Annotated in this window: 16 protein-coding genes and 1 pseudogene; 11 read left to right on the top strand and 6 right to left on the bottom strand. The window is 70.2% G+C overall.

The annotated features are described in order from the left end of the window. The first annotated feature begins 204 nt into the window (after positions 1 to 204). From ACZ7LB_RS31145 to ACZ7LB_RS31100, 10 genes are all read left to right on the top strand, one after another. Positions 205 to 1,566, top strand: a complete 1,362-nt coding sequence (locus ACZ7LB_RS31145) for a DNA-binding protein (RefSeq protein WP_471472937.1) — start codon at positions 205 to 207, stop codon at positions 1,564 to 1,566. A 236-nt stretch (positions 1,567 to 1,802) separates the two neighbouring features. Beyond that, positions 1,803 to 2,648, top strand: a complete 846-nt coding sequence (locus tag ACZ7LB_RS31140) for a TnsA-like heteromeric transposase endonuclease subunit (protein WP_471472935.1) — start codon at positions 1,803 to 1,805, stop codon at positions 2,646 to 2,648. A 41-nt stretch (positions 2,649 to 2,689) separates the two neighbouring features. Beyond that, positions 2,690 to 4,507, top strand: coding sequence for a Mu transposase C-terminal domain-containing protein (locus ACZ7LB_RS31135; protein WP_471472933.1), 1,818 nt, complete (start codon positions 2,690 to 2,692; stop codon positions 4,505 to 4,507). Then, on the top strand, positions 4,504 to 5,832 hold the full coding sequence (locus ACZ7LB_RS31130) for a transposase family protein (RefSeq protein ID WP_471472931.1): 1,329 nt from the start codon (positions 4,504 to 4,506) through the stop codon (positions 5,830 to 5,832). The genes ACZ7LB_RS31135 and ACZ7LB_RS31130 overlap by 4 nt, the downstream gene beginning before the upstream one ends. An 18-nt stretch (positions 5,833 to 5,850) precedes the next feature. Next, positions 5,851 to 6,654, top strand: coding sequence for a hypothetical protein (locus tag ACZ7LB_RS31125; protein ID WP_471472929.1), 804 nt, complete (start codon positions 5,851 to 5,853; stop codon positions 6,652 to 6,654). Further along, entirely contained in the window at positions 6,648 to 7,682 is a 1,035-nt protein-coding gene (locus ACZ7LB_RS31120; protein WP_471472927.1) for a TniB family NTP-binding protein, read from the top strand. Before ACZ7LB_RS31125 ends, ACZ7LB_RS31120 begins: the two co-directional genes overlap by 7 nt. 32 nt (positions 7,683 to 7,714) lie before the next feature. Beyond that, the gene (locus ACZ7LB_RS31115; RefSeq protein ID WP_471472925.1) at positions 7,715 to 8,584 is read left to right on the top strand and encodes a TniQ family protein; all 870 of its coding nucleotides are present in this window, start codon (positions 7,715 to 7,717) and stop codon (positions 8,582 to 8,584) included. A gap of 393 nt (positions 8,585 to 8,977) precedes the next feature. Next, positions 8,978 to 11,014 (top strand): WD40 repeat domain-containing protein, encoded by a 2,037-nt coding sequence (locus ACZ7LB_RS31110; RefSeq protein ID WP_471472923.1) that lies wholly within the window; start codon positions 8,978 to 8,980, stop codon positions 11,012 to 11,014. 248 nt (positions 11,015 to 11,262) lie between these two features. Further along, positions 11,263 to 13,524, top strand: a complete 2,262-nt coding sequence (locus ACZ7LB_RS31105) for a class I SAM-dependent DNA methyltransferase (RefSeq protein WP_471472921.1) — start codon at positions 11,263 to 11,265, stop codon at positions 13,522 to 13,524. Then, on the top strand, positions 13,451 to 14,146 hold the full coding sequence (locus tag ACZ7LB_RS31100; protein ID WP_471472919.1) for a hypothetical protein: 696 nt from the start codon (positions 13,451 to 13,453) through the stop codon (positions 14,144 to 14,146). The genes ACZ7LB_RS31105 and ACZ7LB_RS31100 overlap by 74 nt, the downstream gene beginning before the upstream one ends. A gap of 355 nt (positions 14,147 to 14,501) precedes the next feature. On the opposite strand, the gene ACZ7LB_RS31095 is transcribed toward ACZ7LB_RS31100, so the two are convergent. The 3 genes from ACZ7LB_RS31095 to ACZ7LB_RS31085 form a co-directional block, all read right to left on the bottom strand. Further along, on the bottom strand, positions 14,502 to 14,813 hold the full coding sequence (locus tag ACZ7LB_RS31095; protein WP_471472917.1) for a WhiB family transcriptional regulator: 312 nt from the start codon (positions 14,811 to 14,813) through the stop codon (positions 14,502 to 14,504). Positions 14,814 to 15,077: 264 nt separating this feature from the next. After that, positions 15,078 to 16,235 carry an SEC-C domain-containing protein gene (locus tag ACZ7LB_RS31090; RefSeq protein ID WP_471472915.1) on the bottom strand — a complete coding sequence of 386 codons (1,158 nt, stop codon included), beginning with the start codon at positions 16,233 to 16,235 and terminating at the stop codon, positions 15,078 to 15,080. Positions 16,236 to 16,812: 577 nt separating this feature from the next. Then, complete coding sequence (locus ACZ7LB_RS31085) at positions 16,813 to 17,091, bottom strand: hypothetical protein (protein WP_471472913.1); 279 nt, start codon at positions 17,089 to 17,091, stop codon at positions 16,813 to 16,815. A 234-nt stretch (positions 17,092 to 17,325) separates the two neighbouring features. Here ACZ7LB_RS31085 and ACZ7LB_RS31080 point away from each other — a divergent pair, with 234 nt between their 5' ends. Then, positions 17,326 to 18,684 (top strand): ATP-dependent nuclease, encoded by a 1,359-nt coding sequence (locus ACZ7LB_RS31080; RefSeq protein WP_471472911.1) that lies wholly within the window; start codon positions 17,326 to 17,328, stop codon positions 18,682 to 18,684. Between the two features lie 4 nt (positions 18,685 to 18,688). Here ACZ7LB_RS31080 and ACZ7LB_RS31075 read toward each other — a convergent pair whose 3' ends face one another. The 3 genes and pseudogenes from ACZ7LB_RS31075 to ACZ7LB_RS31065 form a co-directional block, all read right to left on the bottom strand. Further along, positions 18,689 to 18,880 carry a hypothetical protein gene (locus ACZ7LB_RS31075; RefSeq protein ID WP_471472909.1) on the bottom strand — a complete coding sequence of 64 codons (192 nt, stop codon included), beginning with the start codon at positions 18,878 to 18,880 and terminating at the stop codon, positions 18,689 to 18,691. A gap of 528 nt (positions 18,881 to 19,408) precedes the next feature. After that, entirely contained in the window at positions 19,409 to 22,495 is a 3,087-nt protein-coding gene (locus ACZ7LB_RS31070; RefSeq protein ID WP_471472907.1) for a hypothetical protein, read from the bottom strand. A 1,111-nt stretch (positions 22,496 to 23,606) separates the two neighbouring features. Continuing rightward, a pseudogene (locus ACZ7LB_RS31065) lies at positions 23,607 to 23,979 on the bottom strand (transposase); the annotation flags it as partial. Positions 23,980 to 24,072: the final 93 nt, after the last annotated feature.

The following is a 24,072-nucleotide window of genomic DNA, read 5'->3' as shown; positions in this document are numbered from 1 at the left end:
CTGAGGAGGCGGCAGCCCTCTCGTCAGCCACGGGCCACTCCCCATGGCGCGGATGTCCGCCCTGGATGCGCGGGTGCGCGCCGGGTGAGGATGACAGGCTTCGGTGCGGGTTCGGCCGAGGACCGTCGAGACTGCACGCCGGGGCCGGGCACGGGCAGGACCACCAGACCAGGGAGCGTTGTGGCGGCAGGAGCATTACGGACGGTGCCGCTGGCCGGGGAGACGACCGCATCGCTGATCGGCCGGGCGGCGGCCCGCTACGGTCTGCCGGCCACCGGTGTGCTGCGGCTGTGGACGTGCCGCAACTCCCCCGCCCGGCTGGACGGCGGCGTGCGGGCCGACGCGGAGATCGTGCTCAACGAAGCCGGGCGGGGTGTGCTCGCCGAGCTGTGCGGAGTGCAGCCGGCGGTGCTGGCGCGTGCTCTGCCCGCATTCACCGTGGATGATCCCAAGATCAGCAAGGGCCGGGAGGCCGGCCTGGCGCAGGCGCGGTGGCGTTCGGCGGGCGCTGTGGCGGGAGAAACGGCGTTCGCCTGCCGGCTGTGCACCGCGCGGCGCACGGGCCAGGCGGTGCGGGCGGTGCAGTATCTGCCGCGCTGGCAGCGGGTGTGTGTCCGGCACGGGCGGTGGCTGCTGGACGCGGACGCCGACCAGCCCCTGGAGCACCTCGACCTGCGTGGTGTGCCGGAGGTGGCTGCAGCGCAGCGGCGGTGGGCGGGAGTGGCGCGGCGTGCGGTGCGGGCCGGTCTGGATCCGCAGCAGGTGTTCGCCCTGGCGTATGCGGTGGTGGCCCGCTGGTGGGAACAGGCCCTGCACTGGGAGCAGGAGGAGATCTGGTCGCATCGTCTGCATCAGCTGGCGGGCGGCAGTGTGGGGGCCCGGCTGCAGTGGTGGCGGATCGTGGGCCGGGACGCGGCGATCTTTCCTGAGGTGGTGGCCGTGGCGCAGGCGCTACGGGAGCCGGAGATGGCCGAGGCGGCCTGGCAGGCCAGCGGCGGAATGCAGCCTCAGGTGCGGGGCGCCGACGATGCGTTCTGCCGTCGGCTGGGTGAGCGGGTGGGCCGCACCTGGCTGGGACCCGAACTCGCCGCCGACCACGGCAGCCCGCTGAACGGCTGGAGGGGCGCGATCGTGCGCGCCCGCCGCCGCGAGACGGTGCCGCCGGGTTGGAGGGACGATCCGTGGCATCTAAAGCGAGAGCAGCCGCCCGCCACGATGGCCGGCCAGGTGCGCGTCGCGGCGGCCGAGCAGCAGGCGGGCGGCTCGGGGACGAGGTGGCGTGCCGCGGTCGGCGCCGAACAGCGGTTGCGCATCACGCAGTTGGTCGACGAGGCTCGGGAGCAGCTGGTGGAGCTGCGCGGCGTGCACAGCGGCACCACCGCCGAGGTGGCCCGCACCCTGCTAAAACACCTCAGCCACAGTGGCGACCTGATCGACCAGGCTCTCGTACACACCGCTACCGCGGCCGTCGCCGCCGGGGTGCCGCTTGAGGAGGTAGCCCAGTGGTCCCGTCTGCCCGCGCAGGAGCTGGCCGCGGTACTCGCCGCTGACGGAAGTGGAGACTGACGCCTGCGGCTGCCGGGCCACACCCCCCTGGCCACGGGCTGATCTACGCCCGGGCGAGCGGAGTTCGAAGAGGGGCGACTGAAGGCCGGAAAAGTGCAGGAATGCGCACTGCCACCGACGCGCCATGGTCGGCATTCTGGTCCGCGCTCAGTCCAACTGGCCTGTGTAAAAACGTAGTTGTGGTTACCGGCCGGTTTGCCTGCGCGGCACGGCAGGCATGGCGTTGTGTGGAGTACGTGATCATCGACAGCACCCCCGAGGGCGCACCGGCCGCCCTGTCCGAATACGGGCATCGGGTCCCGGAGCCGGGCGCGGTGGAGGCTCAGTTCGCCGGGGCGGACGGCACGCTGGTGCAGCGCCGCTGGGTCGAGGCGGCCGTGGCGGTGCGCTTCGAACAGCTGGCGCCGGTCGCGGCGTTCCCGGTGGTGCCCGGTCGACGGTGGGGGCCGGGCTGGTGGTGGTCGTCCACCACCGCATGGCACGTGATGCACGGCTCGCAGGCGATGTGCACGCAGCTGATGGCCTTGGACCGTGATCGGCGTGTGGTGGGCCTGTCGGCGCGGCCAGTGCGGCTGATGTGGCGGGATCCGGGCAGCGGGCGGACGCTGACCTGGGTGCCGCAGGTGTTCGCCCGCTACGCCGACGGCAGCGCCCTGCTCGCCGACTGCCCCGCCACCTGCGAGCCCGCCGGGCAGCGTGCGGCGCGCGCGGCGACGGTGCTCGAAGCGGCGTGTGCGGCGGTGGGGTTCACCTACCGGCGCCTGGTGCCGCCGGAGAAGGTGGTGGCGGCGAACGTGCGGTGGCTGGCCGGCTACCGCCACCCCCGCCACCGCGACGCCGGCGGCTTGGAGCAGGCGGTGCTGGAGGCGTTCACCGCGCCGCGGCCGCTGATGGCCGGGGCCGCAGCGGCGGGTGAGGTCCTCACCACGCTGCCGGTGGCCTACCACGCGCTGTGGAGCGGGCGGCTGACCGCGGACCTGACACGGCCGCTGGGCGAGCACACCCTCGTCTCGACCGGCTGCCCGGACGCGGACGAGGACGAGGACGACGCGGAGCAGGAGCGGGAGCAGCACGCGAGGTGAGCAGGAACCATACTGCCGTCCCTGGTGGGCGGTGCGTTGCGGTGGGCGCGCAGGTCCGGTTCGAGGACCGCGCCTGGCAGGTGACCGGCCTGGCCGACGGACGGGTGTATCTGGTGGCCGGGGACGGAGCCACCGCCTGTGTGCTGGCTGCCCGTCTGGTGGCCGCGCCCGGCTTCGCGGTGATCGGCGCGCCCGCCGCGCAGCCGGTCACCCCGGTGCTGTGGGAGACGGTGCCGCTGGCGGCGCAGGAGCGAGCCCTGGCCTGGCTGCGGCACATCCGCGAGGTGGAGACCGGGCTGCCCGGCGGACCCGGAAGCGGCACGCCGAGGCCGCAGTACGACCCGCAGGCCTTCACCCTGGCCGAGCGGGAAGCGGCCAAGGCGCAGGAGCTCACGGGGCTGGGCTGGGCCAGGGTCAGCCGGGCCACGGTGCAGCGGATGCGGCTGGTCTACGGCCGGCAGGGGCTGTGGGGGCTGGTCGACAAGCGCCACCTGCGCGGCCCGTCGCCCACCGGGCGCAGTGACGAGCGGGTGGTGGCCGCCGTGCTGGAGGCGCTGCGCCGGTGCCGGGGCCGAAGGAAGACCACCACCCGGCAGGTCATCGAGCTGACGGAGCAGATCGTGGCGGACACCCACGGGCCGGGCCAAATCCGGCTGCCTGCCCGCTCGTCGCTGTACCGGCTGGTGAAGGCGCTGGCGGATCCGGCCGAGCCGCCGGGCAGTGCGGCGCGCACCGCCACCCGCCTGGGCCGGGCCGGTGGCCCGCCTGCCGCGCTGCGGCCCGCGGAGCGGGTGCATGTGGCCACCGCCCGCCTGGGAGTCGGTGCGGTGGGCGAGGACGGGGCTGGGGTGGAGGTGGCGGTGACGGCAGCGCTGGATCAGGCGAGCGGCTGCGTGCTGGCCGCCGTGCTGCACCCGCTACAGGACGGGCCGGTTGAGCTGTCGGTGCTGCTGGCCGAGATGGCCGTGCCCGGGCCGCTGCGCCCGGGCTGGCCCGCCCTGCTTCAACAGGCCCACGCGGGCGGGCCGGGGCGGCGGCTGATGTCTTTGCCCGACCGGATCGAGGCCACTGCGGCGCGTCCGGCGGCCGTGCCCGAGACACTCGTCCTCGACCGGGGGCTGGCCGGTATTACCTCGGCGCAGCTGACCGTGTGCGAGAGCCTGGGCATCAGCCTGGAGCCGGCCCCGCCGAGAGCGGCGGGCGCCGCCAGTGGTGCGCTGCGCACGCTTCAGGTGCTCGCAGGCCTGTTCACCCGGCACGCGGTGGCAGCCCGGCCGGCTCTCACCGTCGGGCAGCAGGACCGGGCGGACGAGGCGGACGGGGTGTACTGGAGCATGCCGCAGCTGCAGGACCTGCTGGACGAATGGGTCACTGGCGTCTGGCACCACCGTTCCCAGGAGCAGTTGCGGCATCCGCTGCTGCCCCGGGCGGGGCTGACGCCCAAGGAGATGTGGCAGGTGTTGCTGGGCGCGGCCGGGAGGGTGCCGCTGCCGCTGGCCGGGCAACACTATGGCGAACTGCTGCCGGCCCGCCGGTGCGCGGTGACCGAATCCGGCATCCGGCTGGGCGGGCGCCGCTACGACGATGCGTGCCTGGACGTACACCGTGGCCGCGGGGACCGGTTCGAGGTCCACCACCATCCTCATGACCCGCGGCAGGTCTTCATCCGGCTGCCCGACGGCCAGCTCCACGCGGTGCCCTGGGCGCTGGGCGAGCACGGCTTGCGACCCTTCGACGAGTTGCTGCGGCGCCGCACGGGCACCGTCCTCGCACACCGCGCCGCTGGCGGCGGCACGGCGGCCGTGGAACCGGGCGGGTTGTCGGTGTATGACGCCGAGGCGGAGGCCGGACAGTGGTGAACGGCCCCGGCCGCCCGACCCGCGCCGTGGCCGCCGCCCGGCGGCGGCAGGTCAAACTCGGAGCGTATGTGACGTTCGAGGGCCGCCCCTGGCAGGTGGCCGCTGTGGCCGGGGCCTCGGTACGCCTCGTCGACGAGGACGGGCAAACGGCCTCGGTTCTGACCTCGCTGCTGTTCGCCGATCCCACCTTCGCGGTGGTGGACTGCCCGGTCCCCGCCGCGGTGCCGTGGGGCCTTTTGGAGGTGGTGCCCGAACGGGAGCGGGAGAGGGCGATGGCCTGGCAGCGGCACATCCGCGAGATCGAGACCGGGCTGCCCGACGGGCCCGGCAGCACCGGCTCCCCCCGGCCCGCCTACGACCCGCAGCGCACCTCGATGGCCGAGCGGGAGCAGGCCAAGGCCGACGAACTCACCCGGCTGGGCTGGCCGCGGGTCAGCCGGGCCACCGTGCGCCGCATGCGCGCCCGCTACCACACGGGCGGCGTCATGGGCCTGGTCCGCCAGCGCAGGCCGTCGAGCGCGACCGGGCGTGCGGATGAGCGGGTGGTGGCCGCGGTGCTGGAGGCGCTGCGCCGCCAGCGCGGCCGCTCCACGGGCACGCTGAAGGGGCTGCGGGAGGTGACCGGGCAGATCCTGGCCGAGGCCCACGGGCCCGGCACGGTGGCGCTGCCTGCGCCGTCGACATTCAACCGGCTGGTGCGGGTCCTGGCCGACCCGCTGGAACACCCGGGGCGTCCCGCCCGCACCGCCACCGCCGTGCCGGTGCGGCCGTTCACGCCGGTGGTGGCGCTGCGGCCGGGCGAGCTGGTGCAGGTCGACACCACCCGGCTGGACATCATGGCCATCGGCGAGGACGGAAAGCCGGTGCGCCCGGAGCTCACGATCGCCCTGGATGTGGCGACACGGTCGGTGGTGGCGGCCGTGCTGCGCCAGCAGAGCACCCAGGCGGTGGACGCGGCCCTGCTGCTGGCGGAGATGGCCGTGCCCCATCCGGTGCGGCCCGGCTGGAGCGAGCATCTGCGCCTGGCCCACGCCGCCGTCCCCTACGACCGGCTCCTCGCCCTGGACGCGCGCCTTGAACAGGCGGCGGCGCGGCCGGTGGTGGTGCCCGAAACGATCGTCATCGACCGCGGGCGGGTGTTCCTCTCCGCCGCGTTCCTGGCCGCCTGCGAATCCCTCGGGGTGAGCGTGCAGCCCGCCCCGCCCCGCTCCCCCACCGCCAAGGGCGCCGTGGAACGGACCTTCGGCAGCATCAACAGCCTTTTCGCCCAGCACGTCGCCGGCTACACCGGCCCCCACATCCTGGCGCGCGGCGAGGCGGTGTAAGACGAAGCCCGCTTCACCGTGGCCCAGATGCAGGAACTGCTGGACGAGTGGATCACCGCGTGCTGGCAGCACCGACCCCACGACGGGCTGCGCCACCCCTTCCTGCCCAAGAAGGCGTTGTCCCCGGGCGAGATGTGGGGTGCGCTGCTGGGCGCGAGCGGCTACGTGCCGCTGCCGCTGACCGGAGGCGACTACACGGAACTGCTGCCGGTGCGCTTCCACCCGGTCACCGGCCGCGGCATCCGCATCAACTACCGCACCTACGACCATGTCATCCTCAACGAACACCGGGGACGGCCCTCGCCCACCGGCCCCGGCGGCAAGTGGGAGGTCCACCTCAATCCGCACGACGTCCGCCAGATCTACCTCCGCCTGCCCGACGGGCACCTGCACGAGATCCCGTGGATCCACCGCGACCACGTCCACGCGCCCATGAGCGAGACTACCTGGCGCCACCTGCGCACCACCCTCGAGCAGCGCGCCGAACGCGAGGCACACGAAGCCGCCCTCGCCGAGGCCGCCGACCAGATCCTGCGCCAGGCCCGGCCCACCACACCGGCGCCACCGGCCGCGCCCGCCACGGCGCCGGGCACGCGCGCCGGGAACGCGGCCTCCCAGGCAGCAGGCGGCGAACCGGCAGCACCGCACCGTACTGCGGCCCAGGCCGCAACGGAGGCGCAGGACAGCCTGGATGCGCTGGACGCCCGGTCCGCCGCCCAAGACCGGGACAACGCCGGCGCCGATGAGTCCGGCGCACTCACGCTGGCAGGAAGCGGCGCGCTGACGCTGTACGACGCCGACCAGGAGGCCGAACTGTGGTGAGCCCTGCCCGCCCCTCACCCCCGGACGACGAGACGGCGGTCACGGGCACGGTGACGACGTTCGACGGCTTCGCCCGGTTCGCCGCTACCGCACCCCCCACGCCGCCGCAGCCGGGCCAGGCACCCCGTACGTTGGAGGAACGCCTGGCCTACCACTCGCAGTTCGTCACCGTGCGCACCCCGGCCATCGAATCCCTGGCACGCCAGGTCCGCACCCTGATGATCCTCGGCCGCCACCAGCAGGCCACCGCCCGGCCGTCGCTGATCGTCACCGGCCCGGCCACCACCGGTAAGACCACCGCACTGCTCCAGGTCGGCCGCACCTGCCACCTCGCCCACACCCGCCGCGCCCACCCGGGCGACACCAGCGTGCCCGTCGCCTACGTGCTGGTACCGCCCGGCGCCACCGCCAAGACCCTGGCCGCCGAGTTCGCCCGCTACCTCGACATCCCCGTCACCGCGCGCATGACCACCGCACAGATCACCACCGCCGTCTGCCACACCTACACCACGGCCGGCATCAAGCTCGTGCTGATCGACGAGGTCCACCGGCTCAACCCGCGTTCCTCCAGCGGCGCGGAGGCCGCCGACTGGCTCAAGGACCTCACCGAACGTATCGGCGCCACATTCGTCTACGCAGGCATCGACGTCACCGCCAGCTCCGTTTTCAGCGGAGTACGCGGCGCACAACTGGCCGGACGCGCCTCGCTGATCGACTGCGGAGCGCTGCCCGCCCGCGCCGGCCACCGCGAGCCGTTCCGCGAGCTGATCGCCACCCTCGAAGCGGCCCTCGACCTCACCGCGCACCGCCCCGGCAGCCTGCCCAGGCTGGCGCCCTACCTGCACGAACGGACCGCCGGACGCATCGGCAGCCTCTCACGCCTGATCCGCCAGGCCGCCATCGAAGCCATCTGCGACGGCACCGAACGCATCACCAAGACCCTCCTGGACACCATCGCGCTGGACCACCTCGCCGAAGAGCACTACCGGCCCCGGGCCCCCGCCCGCCGCACCCGACCCGGCCGGTGACCGCCCCCACGCCCGCGGTACGCCACGCCGCGATGTGGCCCAGTCCGCCCGGCGCGCTGCACGTACGGCCGCTGCCCCGCGAAACGGCAGCCTCCTACCTCACCCGCCTCGCCGCCGCCTACCACCTCTCCTCCGCCCACCTCCTCGACGGCCTGCACATCACCACCACCGGCACCCCCGCCGCCCCGCACACCACCGAACTCCACTACAGCTGCGAAGCCGCCCGCCGCCTGGCCGCCTTCACCCGCATCCCGCCCGCCCACCTCGACCGCGCGCTGACCCGCCGGCCCCCACCCGCCGCAATCTCCACCGCCCCCACCGCCACCGCCCGCTGGCAGCCCCTCGCCCCCGCCGTGCAACCCCTGCCGGCCTGCACCGCCTGCACCCTGCGCCGCCCGCCCCACCACGCCTCCCCCGCGTGGATCCACCCGCCGCCCGACCTGCCCCGGGCCCTGATCTGCACCCGTCACCAGCAAGCCTCAAGCGACCCCCGACATCGCACCCCCCTCGACATCCGCGCCCTGCCCGAACTCACCCACGCCCGCTCCACCGCCCATCGGCCGCCCACCACGGCTTCCCTGAGCTGGGCCACCACGATCACCACCCGCTGGTACGACCACCATCAACACCTGCACCAGCGCTGGCGCACACGCCTCACCCAGCTCACCGCCACCAACCCCCACCTCACCCACGGCCCGGCCTCACCCACCCTGACCTGCCGGAACCTGATCACCTACCCCGAAACCCTCACCCTCGCCACCACCCTCGACCGCCTCCCCCCGCACCCCCTGACACACACCCAGCAGACCGCCTTCCTCCACCACCTCGCCGACCGCCTCCACCTGACCCGCCTCGCACCCGCCGACCACGACCTGCTCTGGCAACGCCTCACCACCCGCTGAAACACCCCCCCCCAGCCCTGGCGCAGCCGACCAGCACCGCTACCTACAGACGCGCCAGCCGCACTGAGCAAAAACCATCACCCCGCTCAGCACACTGAGCAACACCAACCAACCAGCTCAACCCACGTACCCCCCAGCACCGGACACTCGGTTCCGCGTAAGCCTCACCGACTGACCAGAACTACCACCCAGTACAACTGAACAACAGCAGGCCACAATCAAGATCAATAAGCACACCATCAGCTACGCCATAACTCAAAGAGGCAGCAGCGTAACCGCCTCAGGACGAGTTGGCGGCCCTGCTGGTGTTGTCGTCGGCTGCCACCCCCGCCCGGTGAGCCGGTGACACGTCAGCCGGGAAACAGCCGTGGCTGCGTACGCGCCGTACAGCGGTTGTACCGCGCCACTCATCTGGCGACACAGGGCGAGGAAAAGGGCAAGGACTTGCTGCCGGCATCGCCGGCTCCCACCCGTTCCTTCGGCCCGCGGCTGCGCACCCAGTGGGGGCACTGGCAGGCGCGCACCAACGTAGTGGCGTCCCCCGTGGGCCGGGTGCACGCCCTGTGCTCGCTGGCGACGGTGGACGGCCGCCAACTGCTCGCCGCCAGCACCCGTCACGGCATCGGCGTCTGGGACAGCACAACCGGCCAGCAGCTCACCCACATCGACACCGGTGTGGCTCATGGCCTGACGGTCGCGAAGGGGACCAGCGGGCGTCCCTTCCTGGTGGCGGCCGGGCCCCGCAGCGCGGCGGTGTTCGATCCGCTTTCGGGCCGCCAACTGGCGGGCCTGGAACAGCTCAGTGTGCGCACGGTGGTGGTGGCGCAGGATGGCGCCGACCGGTGGACGATGGTGGCCAGCGGGCGGGAGAAACTGGCCCTGTGGAAGCCGTCGGAGGACGTGGTCCAGCCGGTCCGTCTGCCTGACGATCTACGGCTGCCGGAGCGGCTGACCTGGGTCCGTGACCGGCGGGGCCGGGGCTACCACCTGTGTAAACGGCACCGCGCTGGGTGGGTGCTGTTCAACCCCTTGACCGGCGACGTCCTGCCCCTGCCCCTGCCGTTCTCCACTGCCCGGTCCATGGCCGCCGTGCAAGGGCCGGGAGGCGATCTGCTGGCCGTGCTGCGCGGCGGCCCGGACGAGCCGGTCTGGCTGTTCAACCCCTTCCAGATCACCGCCCGCCAGAGCGAGCTCTTCCCCACCAATTCCCTCCAAGCCGACGAGGTATTCGGCCGATTGCCCGCCCAGGGTCAGCGGCTCGTGGCGCTGGCTGCTCCCGGCGGCGCCAGTGTGGCCGGCATCGTGACGGACGACGCCATCGAGGTGTGGGATACTTCCCGGCCCGAGCCGCAGCGTATTGGGACGTACCCGGCGTCGCCGCGAGCGATGTTCGCCGGCATATCCAGCCCGGACAAGGCCTGGAAGGTTGCCGTCACCGGTGACGAGGGCATCCAACTCCACGGTCCCCGCCCTGCGGTGCAGCGGGGCTCCCGCCCATCACCCTCCCCACGGCCCCGGCAGGCGGCCAAGCCGCAGCGGGTCGCGCGGGCACCGCACCTGATGGCCGCCCTGCCGTCCGCGACGGGTACGCAACGGCTGGCCCTCCCCACCGGCTCCCAGGTGGAGATCCTGGACGCCGCCACCGGGCAGTGTCTCGACCACTACGAGCAGCCCTCCCCCGTGGCCTTCCTGGAAGCTTTCCCCACCCGGGACGGCTCAGCCGCCGTTGCCGTGGGCGACACCACGGGCATCCGTCTGTGGAACACCGGAGCTGATGTCGCCCGGCCGCTGGTGAACGGCTCGTTCGAGCAAGCCCGCTGCTGCGCCGTGCAGCTCCCGGATGGGCAACCCGCTCTCGTGGTGGCCGACCGCAGCGGGGCGACCATTGTGGATGCCGTCACTGGCGAGGTAAGGCCGCTCCCTGGCACCGGGCCGGTCAGCGCGCTGCTGGCGCTGCCTTCCCCTGCTGGCCGCTGCCTGGTGGCGGGGACGGTGCGCTCCCGGCTGCTGGTGTGGGATGCGGCCGGTGGCGAACTCGTCGAGGAAAGCACGCTGCCCTACCGCAACACAGTCACCGCCTTGTGCCTCGTCCCCCTACCCGAAAATCGTGTCGTGGTGGACATCGCCACACCTCATGAGATCGCGTTCTGGGATCCGCAGGGGTGGAGCCGGATGGGCCGTATCGACACCCCGTACACCGCTGTGATGACCGCACTCCCCCAGCCCTCGGGGTCATGGCTGCTGGCAGCCGGCAACGGCACCGGCATGCGCCTGTGGGACCCTCTCACCGGACGCCTCGTTCATAGCCTGCTCACCGCGGCACCGGTCACCAACATCGTGCACACCGCCGGCGATACGCAGCATGTGCACATTGCCGGGCCGGCAGGACTTGCCACCCTGGACTGGCCGCTGAAGGCAGAACCGTCGTAGGGACGCTAATGGCCCGCTGATGACGTGTCACCGCCGATGGCCCGCGGGTCGGGCCCCACGCGCTTGGGCAGCAATGCCTCGTCGAAGGCTCGAGATCCGGTCCGCTCGTGTCCTGGCGCCGCTGCGGGCCTGGGCAAGACATGCACGGTCAGCACTTCCTCGAGCGGGGCGTTCGTGGCGCAGGCGCCCGCCGGTTTGCCGGGATGCGCCACCGGGCCGTGGAAAGCGCGGATAGTCTCCGATGCGTGATGAACGACGGTCTCAGGCATACCACCAGCCGCCTCTTCGACGCCTTCTGGGCAGCGGGAATCTCCAGTCCGCTGGAGATCGTGGAGCAGATGTCCCACCTCCTCTATCTCCGCGAGCTGGACGCCGTCCAGGAACACTGGGAGCGGGAGACTGTTCGGCAGAAATCCCCACAGCAGCAGCCAGTCTTCACTCAGGGTGAGCAGCATCTGCGCTGGTCCCAACTGATCCGCCTGACACCTCAACGCATGTACACGTCGATGACCGACGAGGTGTTTCCCTGGCTGCGTCGCCACACTTTCGCCGGAGTGGGCTATTCGCAGCTCGTCAAGGATGCTCGTTTCACGATCCCGACCCCCAGTCTCCTCGCCAGGGTTGTGGGCCTGCTGGAAGAGGCGCTCTCGGCGGGGGATGCCATCGCGGGCGCTCTGTATGAGCACCTGCTCGCCCGGATCGCCACGGCCGGTCCCTATGGTGCTTTCCGTACGCCTCCTCATCTGGCGGCTCTGATGGCAGCGATGGCTGAGCCCGGAGCTGACGAGGAGGTGTGCGATCCAACCTGCGGCATGGGCGGTCTCCTCGCTGCCGCTGCTCAGTTCGTCCACCGGTCCCGCCGGGAGACCGCGCAGCAAAGCGCAGCGGAGGTGAGCGGCAGGATCCACGGGTTTGACTTCGACACGACCATGCTGCGGTTGAGCAGCATGCGGCTGGCTCTTCAAGGCTACGAGGGTGCCGATCTGCGCTACCGGGACAATCTGGCGGAGGGCACCGGGGCGGAGCGTGAGCGCTACTCAGTCGTCCTGGCCCATCCCCCGTTCGCGGGCAGCGTCGACTACGAGGCCGTCGCACCCGAGTTGCTCGCAATGGTGCGTACGAAGAAGACCGAGCTTCTTCATCTCGCCGTGATTCTGGAGCTGTTGAAGCCGAAGGGACGCGCGGCTGTGATCGTCCCCGCCGGTCTGCTGTTCAGCTCGACTTCTGCGCACATCGAACTTCGGCGCCTGCTGGTGGACGTGCATGGGCTGGAGGCGGTGGTGCAGCTGCCCGGCGGCACCTTCAAGCCGTATGCGGGGGTATCGACGGCGATCCTGTTCTTCACCAAGGACGCCGGACAGGCCGACAGCGTGTGGTTCTACGATCTCACGGCGGACGGCTTCAGCCTGGACGACCGGCGTGAGCCGCTGCTGGCGCAGGACAAGCTCGGGCTGGCTCCCGACAGTGTTCTGGATGCCGTCGATCACACGCGCAGCAACCTCCCGGATCTCATGCGGCGTTGGCGGCTGCGGCGCAGCAGCGAGCGCCGGCGTGCACGGTCCGAGCAGAGCTTCTGCGTGACAGCCGCGGATATCGCCGCGGAGGACTACAACCTGTCACTGGAGCGATTCCGTCAGATCCATGAGATGCAGCGGGCCGCGCAGGAAGGCATCCGTCTGGGGAACTTCGCTGAGATCTTTTCCGGGTCCGTACGCAGAGCCGATCTGGACGAAGAACCGGATGCGACGGACACGGACGGGCGACGGCGGGTTCTGACACCCACCCTGCTAACCAGCACGCTGCCGGACGTGGCAGATCTGCCCCTGCGCGCGGACCAGCGCGAACCGCGCCGCCGGTTGCGGCAGGGCGACATCATCGGACGGGATCTCGCGGGCACCCGCCACTGGACGTGCGTGCCGAGCCACTACGACGGCGTGCAGCCCGGCCAGGGCCTGATCGTCATCCGGCTCACCGAGGAGCCTCTGCCCCACGAGTACGTGATCGCCTACCTGTCCAGCGCTCTGGCCGAGCAGCAGCTGCCGAAGTACGGAGTCATCCCGCGCATCAAGGCCCGCGAGATGGCCGACATCTGGATCCCCCGGTGTGACGGCAGCCTCTCGGAAATCCGCGCCGCCCTCGCCATGCTCGACGAAGGAGAACGGGAAGCCGGACGCATCCAGGACGACCTCCACCGCAAACGGATGCAGATTTTCGAAAGCGGAACCGGTTCGGCCCGGCGCGGGCGGCTCGATGACGCCGCCGCGATCAGCTCCTTGACCGCGCAGAACCTGCGCCGGCACAACGAGCCTGTTCCAGGATTCGTACCCCTACGCCGTAGCCCGCGCGGTCCGCAAGTTCCGCCACGCCCTGTCCCTGGCGGAAAAGCACGAGGCCGCCATCCAGTGCACCGAGTCCTTGATCCTTTCTCTGGGCATCATGGCCCTTGCCCTGGCCACCGACCGCGGCCGTCAGGATCTGCCGGCCATCGCCCAGTGGAGCCAGTCCGTTGAGCGGGGCGGTGTCTCTCTCGGCCACTGGGTGGGGGTGGTCAGGGCAGTAGCCGACGACGCCCGCCAGCACGGAGACCCCGCCGCCGGCCTCGTCGAGGCAACAGCCCGCAAGAAGGGCAAAAAGGGCCTGGTCGCCGACCTTGACCAATTGGTCGAGCTCCGCAACAAGATCCGTCACGGCGCAGGCCCTCGGACACGGGCCGAGCTGGAGAGGAGCCTTGGACGCATCGAACCGCTGATGCTCAGCAGCCTGTCGGGATGCGCATTCCTCGCCCACACCCGATGGGTGCACACCGACCGGCTCCAATGGATGCCCGACGCCGGGAAGTTCCGCGTATCAGGCCTGGCCTTGATGGGCGACCACCCCGACTTCGCAACGGTCTCCTTCGATACGGCACACCCTCTGGCAGACGACCAGCTCTACCTCATCCCGCCAAACGACGAACCCCTCCCCCTCTCGCCGTTCTGCCTCCTGAGCGACTGCCCCACGTGCCTGGCACCCGAGCTGTACTACCCCGACCGCATGACGAGTTCCACAGCTCTCCTGAAGAGCCTGGACCGAGGCCACGAACTCGACAGCGACACCGTTTTCAAGGCACTGCGCGAGTGGAGCACCCCGTGAACTGGCGACCACGCATAGGGGTGCGAAGAGATGAGCGACAGGGGATCGGCGAGAGGTCGTAACGTGGCCTGGCCCCTCACGATCTGCATAGCCTGCGCATCGCAACAAGGCCGGCGGCCCGCGGGGCCGTCGGCGTCTCTTCCCTCCAGCAGTCCTGCCGGGGAATTGACGCCACGCGGCTGAACGCGCTGGGGCACGTCCCGGCCTCCGCGCAAGGGACGCCTGTGGCGGCACGCGCAACGGAAAGCCAGCGTGCCTGCTGCTGGCTCCGTCAAGCCGCCACGGGTGCACGGGCCGGGGGAGTAACCGGTCGCCGTACTTCCGTTTCTTGAAGGGGAGTTCCGTCAGGGACGGATCAGCTCGCCTGCCGGTCGGCGGCCGTGACGGTACGGGGGCGCCCGTACTCCACGCGGGCCGTTTCCAGCAGGCGCCGCCAGGAAGTGACCGTCGGCCGGCGCCGCAGCAGAGCCCGGCGCTCTCGCTCGGTCATGCCTCCCCACACACCGAATCCAATGCGCTGGTCCAGGGCATAGGCGAGGCACTCGGTCCGGACGTTGCAGCCGCTGCACAGCGCTTTGGCGCGGTTTTGTGCGGCGCCTTCGACGAACAGGGCGTCGGGGTCAGCCGTCCTGCACAGCCCTTCCTCACTCCAGTCCGTCTCCGCCATCCCGTGATGCCGTCCTCTCGCCCGTTCTGCCCTGTGAGTTGCCCACTGTCCAGGTCAACAGGCATATGACACTACGTTGTTGAGGCAACCATTCCAGCATCTACCTGACGGCGTCACACCTTCGGGTGAGCGGTGCTTGCTCCCTGCGCGCGGTGGCGCTACGAGATGCCCTGAAGGCGGCGCCACCGGGACGACATCACCCGGAGCCTGGCAGGCGTCATGATCACAGGCCTCTTTGTGTTCATTCCACCGCCTGGACGCAGGCTAGCTCTGCGGTCTGACTTCCTGTTGCTCAGCGGCCGGTGAGGGCGGGGTGCTCGGTTGACCCCACCGGTGCACGCACCGCTTGTACTTGCGGCCGCTGCCGCACGGGCATGTGTCACTGCGCTGGGGTGACCGGTTGCTGCCGCCGGCGTAGGGGAGGCGGTTGAGGCCGTGGATCTCTGCCGTCAGGCCGATGTCGTCCATGGTCCACTTCACGAGCGAAAGACTGCTGTCGACCACTTCGGCGGCCAGGACGAGGGCGTCGGCGGCGGCGTGGGCGACGGTCGGCTGCATGACGTAGCCGGAAGCGGCGAGCGGCTTCAAGGGGCGGCGTGCGTAGTGCTCGATGGCGTGGGTTTTGGGCCGGTCCGAGGCCCGTAGCACGGTGTGGGTGGTGGCGGAGCCGAAGCTGGGGTGGACTGCGTCGCAAAGCCATTCGTACAGGTCGAGCACGTCGACGGTGGTGGTGTTCTTGGCCAGTTTGTTGATGTAGGTCATCACGTTTGTGCTCTGGAGCACGGGAGGCCGGCCGGCGCTTTGTCCGACGCGGGAGGCGTACTGGAGTTTGGCCAGGCGGTTGTTGAGGTCGGCGCTGAACCGGGTGAGGGAGTCGGTGGTGGGCGGGCCGGCTTTCTTGAACGTGTCCCATGCCTCGTGGAGGAGGGTTGTTTCGTGGGTGAGGGCGGCCGCGCCCTCCAGCAGGGAGCGGGAGCATGCGGCCGCGACGAGCAGCCGCCAGCGGCCCAGGGCTTCCACGGTCTGCTCGGCGAGTTCGGCGGCACGCCACAGCTGGGTCAGTCGCCAGGCCGCCATCCTCATGTGCAGGTCGGACAGGGCGAAATGGGCAATCCAGTCCCGTGAGCCGAGCGCGGTGGTGTCCTGCATGAACGGGCTCGCCTTGCCCGACCATGTGCCGTCGGGATGGGAGACGGTGACGAACGTCCAGGTCTCCTCCGGTGCGGCCGCGTTGAGCAGGTCCGTGAGCTCGGCTGTCGCGTCATGGGCATTGTGGGCGTGCAGCGGCACATTGATGTGGACCACGGCCTGCGTGCTTTGGGCATCGTCGTCGGCCAGCGTCATCAACTCCCGGGCTGCCGCCTGAACACGGTCGGCCCGTTCCCTGCCGAGAGCCTGAACGACTTGTTCCTCGAAGCTCACACATCCCCCCACTGCACGCTCCACTGGCGGGGCGCCACGCGCCCAGAGTACTGGTGTACTCCCGAGGCGGTACCGCTGGTCAATGACCGGATGCCGAGCGTGGCGAACCGTTCGTTTCCTGCGTCATGGCGCGGCGCAAGGGCCGTTGATTGGTGGCGGAACGAGCGCAGTTGGCGGGCGAAAGAATCGTCGGACGGCCAACCCCGGTGCGCCCGGTCCGCTCTCGCCTCACGGACGTGGCGCACCGGGCGCCGCCCTCCGGTCCCGGCCATCCCGGCGATGACCGACGCAGGCGGCAGCCGCACGGACTCGAGCCGCAAAGAGGCAGCGGCGTGCCGCGATGCTCACCTCGAACAAGGATGACCGCGTGGTCCGTAGCACGGTGGAGCGGGATATGCGGCCTGTTCGCCCTCTGCGCATCCAGGTGGCGCGCTGCGCACAGCTATCGATGTGCTCTGGGAAATCTGACGACTAGAGTGACGCAAGGAGCAGCATGTACGGGACCTCACACGGGTGTTGAACGGCGATGGACACGCCCGGGTGGGAGTGAGAACGGCAAGGACGGCACCGGTTGAAACTAGTTGAGCTCGGCGTGAAGGGCTTCCGTTCCCTTGTCGACATCCAGGGAATCCCCATCCGCAAGCAGACGGTTCTCACCGGGCACAACGACTGCGGTAAGACCGCTGTGCTGGATGCCATCGCCTTCCTTCTCGACGAGCCTGCGGTCGAGATCCACTTCGGCGACCTGTCGCATTTCGGGGACTGCGAAGCGGACGAGGTGCAGCCCCGTCCAGAAGCCCAGGAGATCTGCGTCGAAGGAGCCTTCGAGCTGTCCGACCAGGAGGCGCAACAGCACGCTCTCGCCTCGCCCCTGCTGATCCGGCGCCGCTTCACGCCGGACGGCAAGACCGGCCTGGAGGCCAAACTGCCGGTATGCGGGGATGCCCGTCTGCGGGCACTGGACTGCATGAACCTGGCCGACCTCAAGGAGCTCGCCTTGAGCGTGGGAGTGGAGGCCACGGGCCGAACCACCGCGAAGGCAAGCTGGCTTGAGCCCTTGCAGCAGTACGCGGCGGGCCTGGATACGGTGATGGAGTGGGTCTCCGCGCCGGCCGAGATCCAGGACATCATGCCCGGCATGGTCTACTTCCGCGGTGACGCGGCAGAGTCCCCCGAGACGGTCGTGCGCAGCATCCTCACCGCCAAGCTGCGCGACTACGCCAAGAACGAGTCCACGCTCAAGAAGATCACCGAGCTGGAGGACGAGTTCGGTGAGCTCCTCAAGGCGGATGCGGACAGACTGCGCCGGCAGGTCGAGAAGCGCTGCGGCCTGGACAGCCTGAGCCTGCAACCGCGCATCCAGTTCAAGCCCTCGGTGGGCGCCATCGAGATGACGGCGTCCATCAACGGGCAGCGGGAGGTACCGCTCAAGTCAGCGGGAGCGGGCCGCTCCCGGCGCATCGCCCTGGCGCTGTGGGAGAGCACGCGAGATCTGCTGGAGACCGCGGAAGCCATCCCGGACGAGGAGGCTCCGCCCCGGCGCGACATCGTGATCGCCTACGACGAGCCGGACACCCATCTGGACTACGAGCACCAGCGGCGCATCATGAAGATGATCGAGACGTCGTCCCGGGCCTCCCACTCCTCGGTGATCGTGGCGACGCACTCGCTGAACCTGATCGACGGGGTGGACATCCAGGATGTGGTTCACCTCGGCAGCAGCGGCGGGCAGGCAGAGATCCAGTCCTTGACGGCGCAGGGCACGGACAAGGAGGTGCGCCGTTTCATGTCCAACATGGCCGCCTCGCTCGGGTTCCGCAACAGCGTGCTGCTGCACGAGAAGTGCTTCATCGGCGTGGAGGGGCCCACCGAGTACGCGGCCTTCCCTCGTCTCTTCCGCATCGCGATGGGCTATCCGATCCAGTCCGCCGGCATCGCCTTGTGGTCGTGCGGCGGCAACGACGGTTCCCTCAAGTTCGCCAAGTTCCTCAAGGAACACAAGCGGACCGTTGCCTTCATCGTCGACCGGGACTCCAAGCGCGACAAGCAGAAGTTCTTCAACGACGACCGTCTCAGCATCAACGGCTTCAAGCCCGCCGAGTGCATCTACCTGGGGAACCCGAACGAGTTCGAGGACATCTTCAGCGGAGAACTGTGGGCACGCGTCGCCAACGACAAGTGGCCCCACAAGGAGGCCACGCAAGGCCGGGTGTGGACGGCGCAGGAGATCGACGCTCTGCGCAGGGAGCCCAAGTTCAGTCACAGCCTGCACGCCCTGTTCAGGAACGGGTCCGAGGATGCCCCGCCGAAGAAGGAGCAGCTTGTCGGCTTCCTGATGGAGTACATCGAGAAGCCTTCCGATGTCCCCGAAGCCCTGCACAGCGTGTTCAAAAAGGCGATCTCCATCGCCGAAGACGCCGGCCCGCACCCGTGGGACGAGGACGACTGAAAGGTCAGGCCCGCGCCGCCGAACGCCGGGCCCGCATCCTTTGCAGACGCTGCTCCCGTGTGGGTTCGGCCCAGGTGTGCATGCCGACCGATGCGATCCACTGCGAGCCGTGGCTGTCCTGCGGGTCGCCGCACCAGCGGCAGCCGCTGGGCGGGGGTGAGGTGGCATGCCGAACGCGCACGATGGGGGCCCGCATCGCCTTCCGCCTTCCTATGTCCGACTCAGTGAACTCAGCCTCGCACACCCCTCTGACAATGCGGAATCAAGCATTCCGATCGCCCGTGAGGCACAGAGGCGGCGGGCTCGCCCTCGCCCCGTTCTCCAACCGCCAGTCTCCTTTGACACGGCCTGTTCCTGGCTTTCCCCCGGCCCGCAGGAACAACCCTGCCGAAATCCTGAGTGCAGGTCGCTCCAGTTGGCCACCAGGACGCCGCCACTGGACGCATCCGTCCCCCGCCCAGGCGAGGGGTGACGACTCGGGCCTCAGTCGCTCGGTGTCCAGCGTGGGGCAGCACGCGTGCGGGCCACGGAGGTGACAGTTCCAGCGGCCCTGCGAAGCCAGACGTCATATGTCCCGGCGGGCTCGTCCCCGCTCACTGCCTGTCGCCGCACTGACCCCACCCGCGACCACCTCGGCGCCGTGGGAGCTGGTGTTCCTTCTGATCACCTGGCGGCTCGCAGACAGGGCTGTGGAGTGTCGCTGTTGTGCCGATGGGCCGCGACATCACCATGGGGGGAGCAGGTTGCCGTCGGCGTCGAGGCCGTAGAGAACCTCATCCTCGTTCGGCGGTTTTCCCTGGTGCAGTGCTTGCAGGAGGGAGGGGAACATCGCGTAGTCGCCGACATCGATGGCCTGGCGGTACCAGTCGGCGGCCTGCGTGTAGTTGTCCTCCTGCTCGGCCAGTCGGCCCAGGAGACTGCGGGTTTCACGGTGGCCCGGAGCCGCCTGCTGCAGCAGTTGGTGCGCCTCGCGGCGTTTGCGGGCGATGAGGTCCTGGTGTGGTGTCTTCTCCCGTTCGAGTTCGTGCGCCTCGACCAGCAGGATTCGGGCGAGCTGGACCTGGGCGGGTTCGTAGCCGAGCCGGGCCAGCACGCGGATGGCGGTAATGGCGAAGCGGCGGTCGCGGGGAAGGCGTCCCCAATAGGTCAGGGGTCGCAGCACCGTGAGGACGTTCAGGATGCGGCCCGCCTGCGCGGCCTCGGTGAGGACCTCCCGGGCGGCCCGGGGGCGGTGGGGCCACAGGCGGTGAAACAGAGTGTTGAGGGCGTACATGTCGGTGGCGGAGACGGCACGGAGCACGGCCTCCGCCTCAGGGATGCGTTCCTGGTCGTCGAGGAGGCTCACCAGCCGTTGCCGGGCCTGCCGGTCGCCGCTGTCGGTCGCGGCGCGCAGCAGCGGTTCGACCAGTTCGGGGGCGCCTGCACGGGCGAGCTTGGTGGGCCAACTCCACAAGGCTGGGCTGGCGGTGAAGGCGGCGGCCGCGATCTGTTGGAACGTCTCGTTCCGTCTGTCCGCAACCTTCCGCAGCCGTTCCAGGGCGGTCGCGTCGCCTGCGGCAGCCTCGTGCAGAAGCTGGGCGGGGTCGTGCGGTGCCGGGGGCTCGGGCGGCGGGGTGAGAGCTTCGGCGTCGCCGTGGCGGCCCTGGGCGTGCAGGAATTGCTCCAGGGCCAGGTGGGCGTCTTTGTTGCCTTCGCGGCAGGCCCGGGTCAGGAGTTCTTCGGTAAGCGGTTGGAGGGTGTCGGCGTACTCGACGGTTTCGCCGGCGAGGGCGAGTTGCATGAGGGCGGTGCCCAGATCGGCGAGGCCGGCGCCGCCGTTGCGGAGGCGGTCGGCCTGGTCGCACAGTTCCTTCAGGCCGTGGCTGGTGCGCAGGCGGTTGGTCTCGGTGTAGGAGAAGCACAGGCCTTCGAAGGCGGAGGAGGTTCCGCGGTCGAGGGCAGCGACGAATAGGTCCCGGGCGATGCGGAAGCGGGCGAAGGCGAACGCCTGCAGGGCGAGGGCTTCCAGGTCGCCGCCGTCGGTCAGGTCCGACTGCGCGGCCTGCCAGAGCGCGGCCGGGGGCTTTATGCCCCAGCGCTCGGGGGCGATCTGCTGCTCGATGATGTCGCTGAGGTCGACCAGGTCCGCTGCCTCGCCGATGCCGTCGGGCGCGAGGACGCCCTGCAGGCATGGGACGACGTCTTTGACCGGGGTGCGCGCCCAGGCGAGGGCGTCGGTGAACCAGGTCTGCCGGTCCAGCTTGCGGCGGTGGTCGGGGCTGAGATAGCCGAGGGCGGCGTGCTCGAGGAAGGCCAGGGGAAGCGGTCCGCGTACGCCCAGTCGGCGGGCTTCGACGGCTGCGGTCACCACGGCCTTGCCAGATGCGTGGTCGGCATGGCGGTAGCGGTCCAGAAGTTCGGGGGCGGCCGCCAGGCGCTGGCACAGTTCACCGTTCACGCGTGCCTGGGCGGCTGCCTGGGCCCACTGGCCGTCGCTGCGGGCCTGGGTCTCGAACCGGTTGAGCCCGGAGGTGTCGAAGGCCCTGGGCTGGTGGACGGTGCGGGCCAGATCGAGCAGAGAGTTGATGTGCCGGGTCCGGCCCTTCTTCTTGGGGTTGGATCCGGGCGCGTCGAGGAGGGTGGGCCACATGGTGGCCAGGACAACCACCGGGGCGGGCGGCTGTTCCAGCAGTGCGAGCAGGTCTTCGGCAGCACGGTTGCCGTCCGCCTCGGCGAACAGATGGTGGGCGTTGTCCAGCCAGATCACCGTGGGACCGGTGAGCACGTTGGTCTGCAGGCAGGAGCGCAGTCCGGCAGCGGACTTCGGGTACAGCAGCTGCCAGTCGGGCACGCACGCTGTGACTGCTTCCCAGGCCGAGCGGGTCTTGCCGGTGCAGGAGTCCCCGCGCACGACGACCATGCCTGCACCCTTGTCGGCCACCGTGCGCAAGTGGCAGCGCAGTTCGCCGTCGTGGTCCCGTTCGCCATAGGGGGGCAGCTTCATGCCGTCGTGCTCCTGGACGGCCCGGTGTACACCCGGGAGGTCCGGCTGCCAGGCGGTGACCGGGCGGGGCCTTGCGACCAGCGCCTCACCGCGCCGGTGGGTGTCGGGCCCGGCCGAGCGATGGGCCAGCAGGCTGAGTTTACTGACCGCCGCGCGGATGTCGGTGAGGGACAGCTCGCGCTTGCCGCCAATGACCTGCTGGGTGACCCACTGGACGCCCGTCATGATCGCCTGTTCGTCGTGCTGCAGGCCGGCGGCTTGCATCAGGCGGGAGACGAGAGTGCGCTGGAGGGGCTCGTCGCGCCCCAGATGGAACTCCAACACATCCAGGAGTTTGAGGAGTTGGGCCTCGTCGAGCCCGGCGTGGGCGGCCCAGCGGGCGCGCGCCCGTCCCCGCTCTGAGCGGGGTCCCTGGTGGTCTGCCCGGGGCCGCAGCAGACCGGTTCGCGTGTCCCGGCCTTTGAACAAGACATCCGCGGGATCCGGTGACCGGTTGGTCAGCAGGGCCAGTTGGACCTGCTCCCCGTTCCGGGTCAGGGTCTGCCAGGAGCTGGTGATCTTCTGCAGGATCGACGGTCCGCCGTCGGCGCTCGGTTTGAACAGGTACTCCTCCCCCACCGCGGTCGACGCGTCCGCCGCGTACTTGACCTGCGCGTAGCGGGTCGGTTTCCCATCCGCGTAGTAGTAGACGACGTCATCCAGGTTGCCCGCCCCCGTGACCTCGACACCGACCGCCACCACCGCGCCGCGGACACCGTCAAGCGCGTCCTTGTAGACCTGGACGCACCCCTCCCACACGTACAGCCACTGATAGGTGTCCCCAGCCACGCGCACACCCGTAGCGCTGGGAGGAGGAAGAGCCGGCACCCGCAACCCCTTGTGAAGGAATCCGCCCCTACAGCGGAACCCTCAAAGCCTACGGGGCCTCACCGACATACGGCCTCAACTCACACCATCGCCCCTCCCCCGCAGTGACACCGCCGGACCGCCCCAGCAGCCTGGCCGCTGCCACCGTCCACGTTCCGCCGGCCGCCAAGGCTAACCCGCGCTCGCCACACCGCAGTTCCGCACCACCAACCGGACCGGGTACCCTCACAGCCTGGCTGCCACGTCCCTGACCAGCGCAAACTCTGCACCCGCTATAGCAGTCGGCGTGAGAATGACCTGGCCTTTCGTCACTCGCGTCAGCAACAGGTGAGCATCACCCGTCAGTGCCAATCACCAGGTCGCTGAGGCTGCGCCACTGACACTCAGATGACGATGTCCACCTGACACTCTCCCGCCGACCATCACTCGCTGCCCGAGACCAACAGCCGACGGGGCCGGGGCTGGCTCCTTGAGCGCGGACCCGAGGCGTTGGGCGAGGAACCGCCGTGTCCAGAGTCAGGAATGGGATGGGCGCGCATGGTGAGACGTAGTCCGGCAGCGGTCTTGGGCCAGCTCTACCCGCCGTACTCCCAGGCGTCATCGACAGCTGGTCCTTCTGCTTGGATTTTCAGCAGCCGAGAGGCGATGGCACCTTGGTTCCGGCCGAATTCCTTCGACAGCTCGGGCAGAGAGGCGCCTTGAGCGCAGCGTTCGGCCAATCGCTGGTCGTCGTCCGGCTCCCATGGTTTGTATGCGTTGGGGTTGATTCGGCGCTTCTCCTCCACGGTGTATGCCCTGAGTGGCTCAGGCGCGGGGCGCGGTGCAGGCACGAGGTCGTTGGGGTGGGGGCGAGTTTGAGGCCGTAGAGCTTCCAGTGAATGGATTTCTCGCTTCGCCCGAGTTCCTCGGCCAGTTGCTCCGGCGCTTTACCTGCTCGGTGGTGTTCTTCCAGGTAGGCGATGGCTTCCGGGGTCCAGGCCTGGCCGGGGTGAGTGGCTCTGATGGCGGCCGGGGATGTGACGGGGGAAGTGGTCTCCACCGCGGGAGCGACCGGGGCGGAGGAGAGCAGGCGGCGGAGGTGGAGTCCGGCGAGGTAGCTCTCGGGGGTCTTGTCGTAGCGGGTGGCGATCCCCGGCCATGCCTTGAGCTTGTCGATCAGGCGCTCGACGGTGTTGCGCTCTTTGTGGAGCTCGGCGTCGTGGGTGACGGGTCGGCCGCCGTGCCGGCCCTTCTTCTTCCGGTTGGCGGCCTGGTCCTTCTTCTCCGGGATGACTGCCTTGATTCCGCGTTTGCGCGGGTGAGCGCGGTTGCCGCGAGAGGAGTACGCCTTGTCTGCGGCGACTGCGTCCGGCCGGGTGCGGGGGGCGCCCGGCGGGCCCGCGGACGCGCACTTTGGCGAGCACGGGGATGAACTGCGGGCTGTCCGCGGCCTGGCCGGCAGTAAGACGTCATCTCAATTGGTGAGTCTTCGGTAGCAGATGAGGGTGCAGGCGATGCTCGTGAAGGCGAGAAAGTGGTCGGCTTTGCGCTCGTAGCGT

The sequence above is a fragment of the Streptomyces sp. NPDC107521 genome (assembly GCF_055598485.1).
The sequence above is the reverse complement of the archived record's forward strand: the minus strand, read 5'-3'. Positions and strand labels throughout refer to the sequence as shown.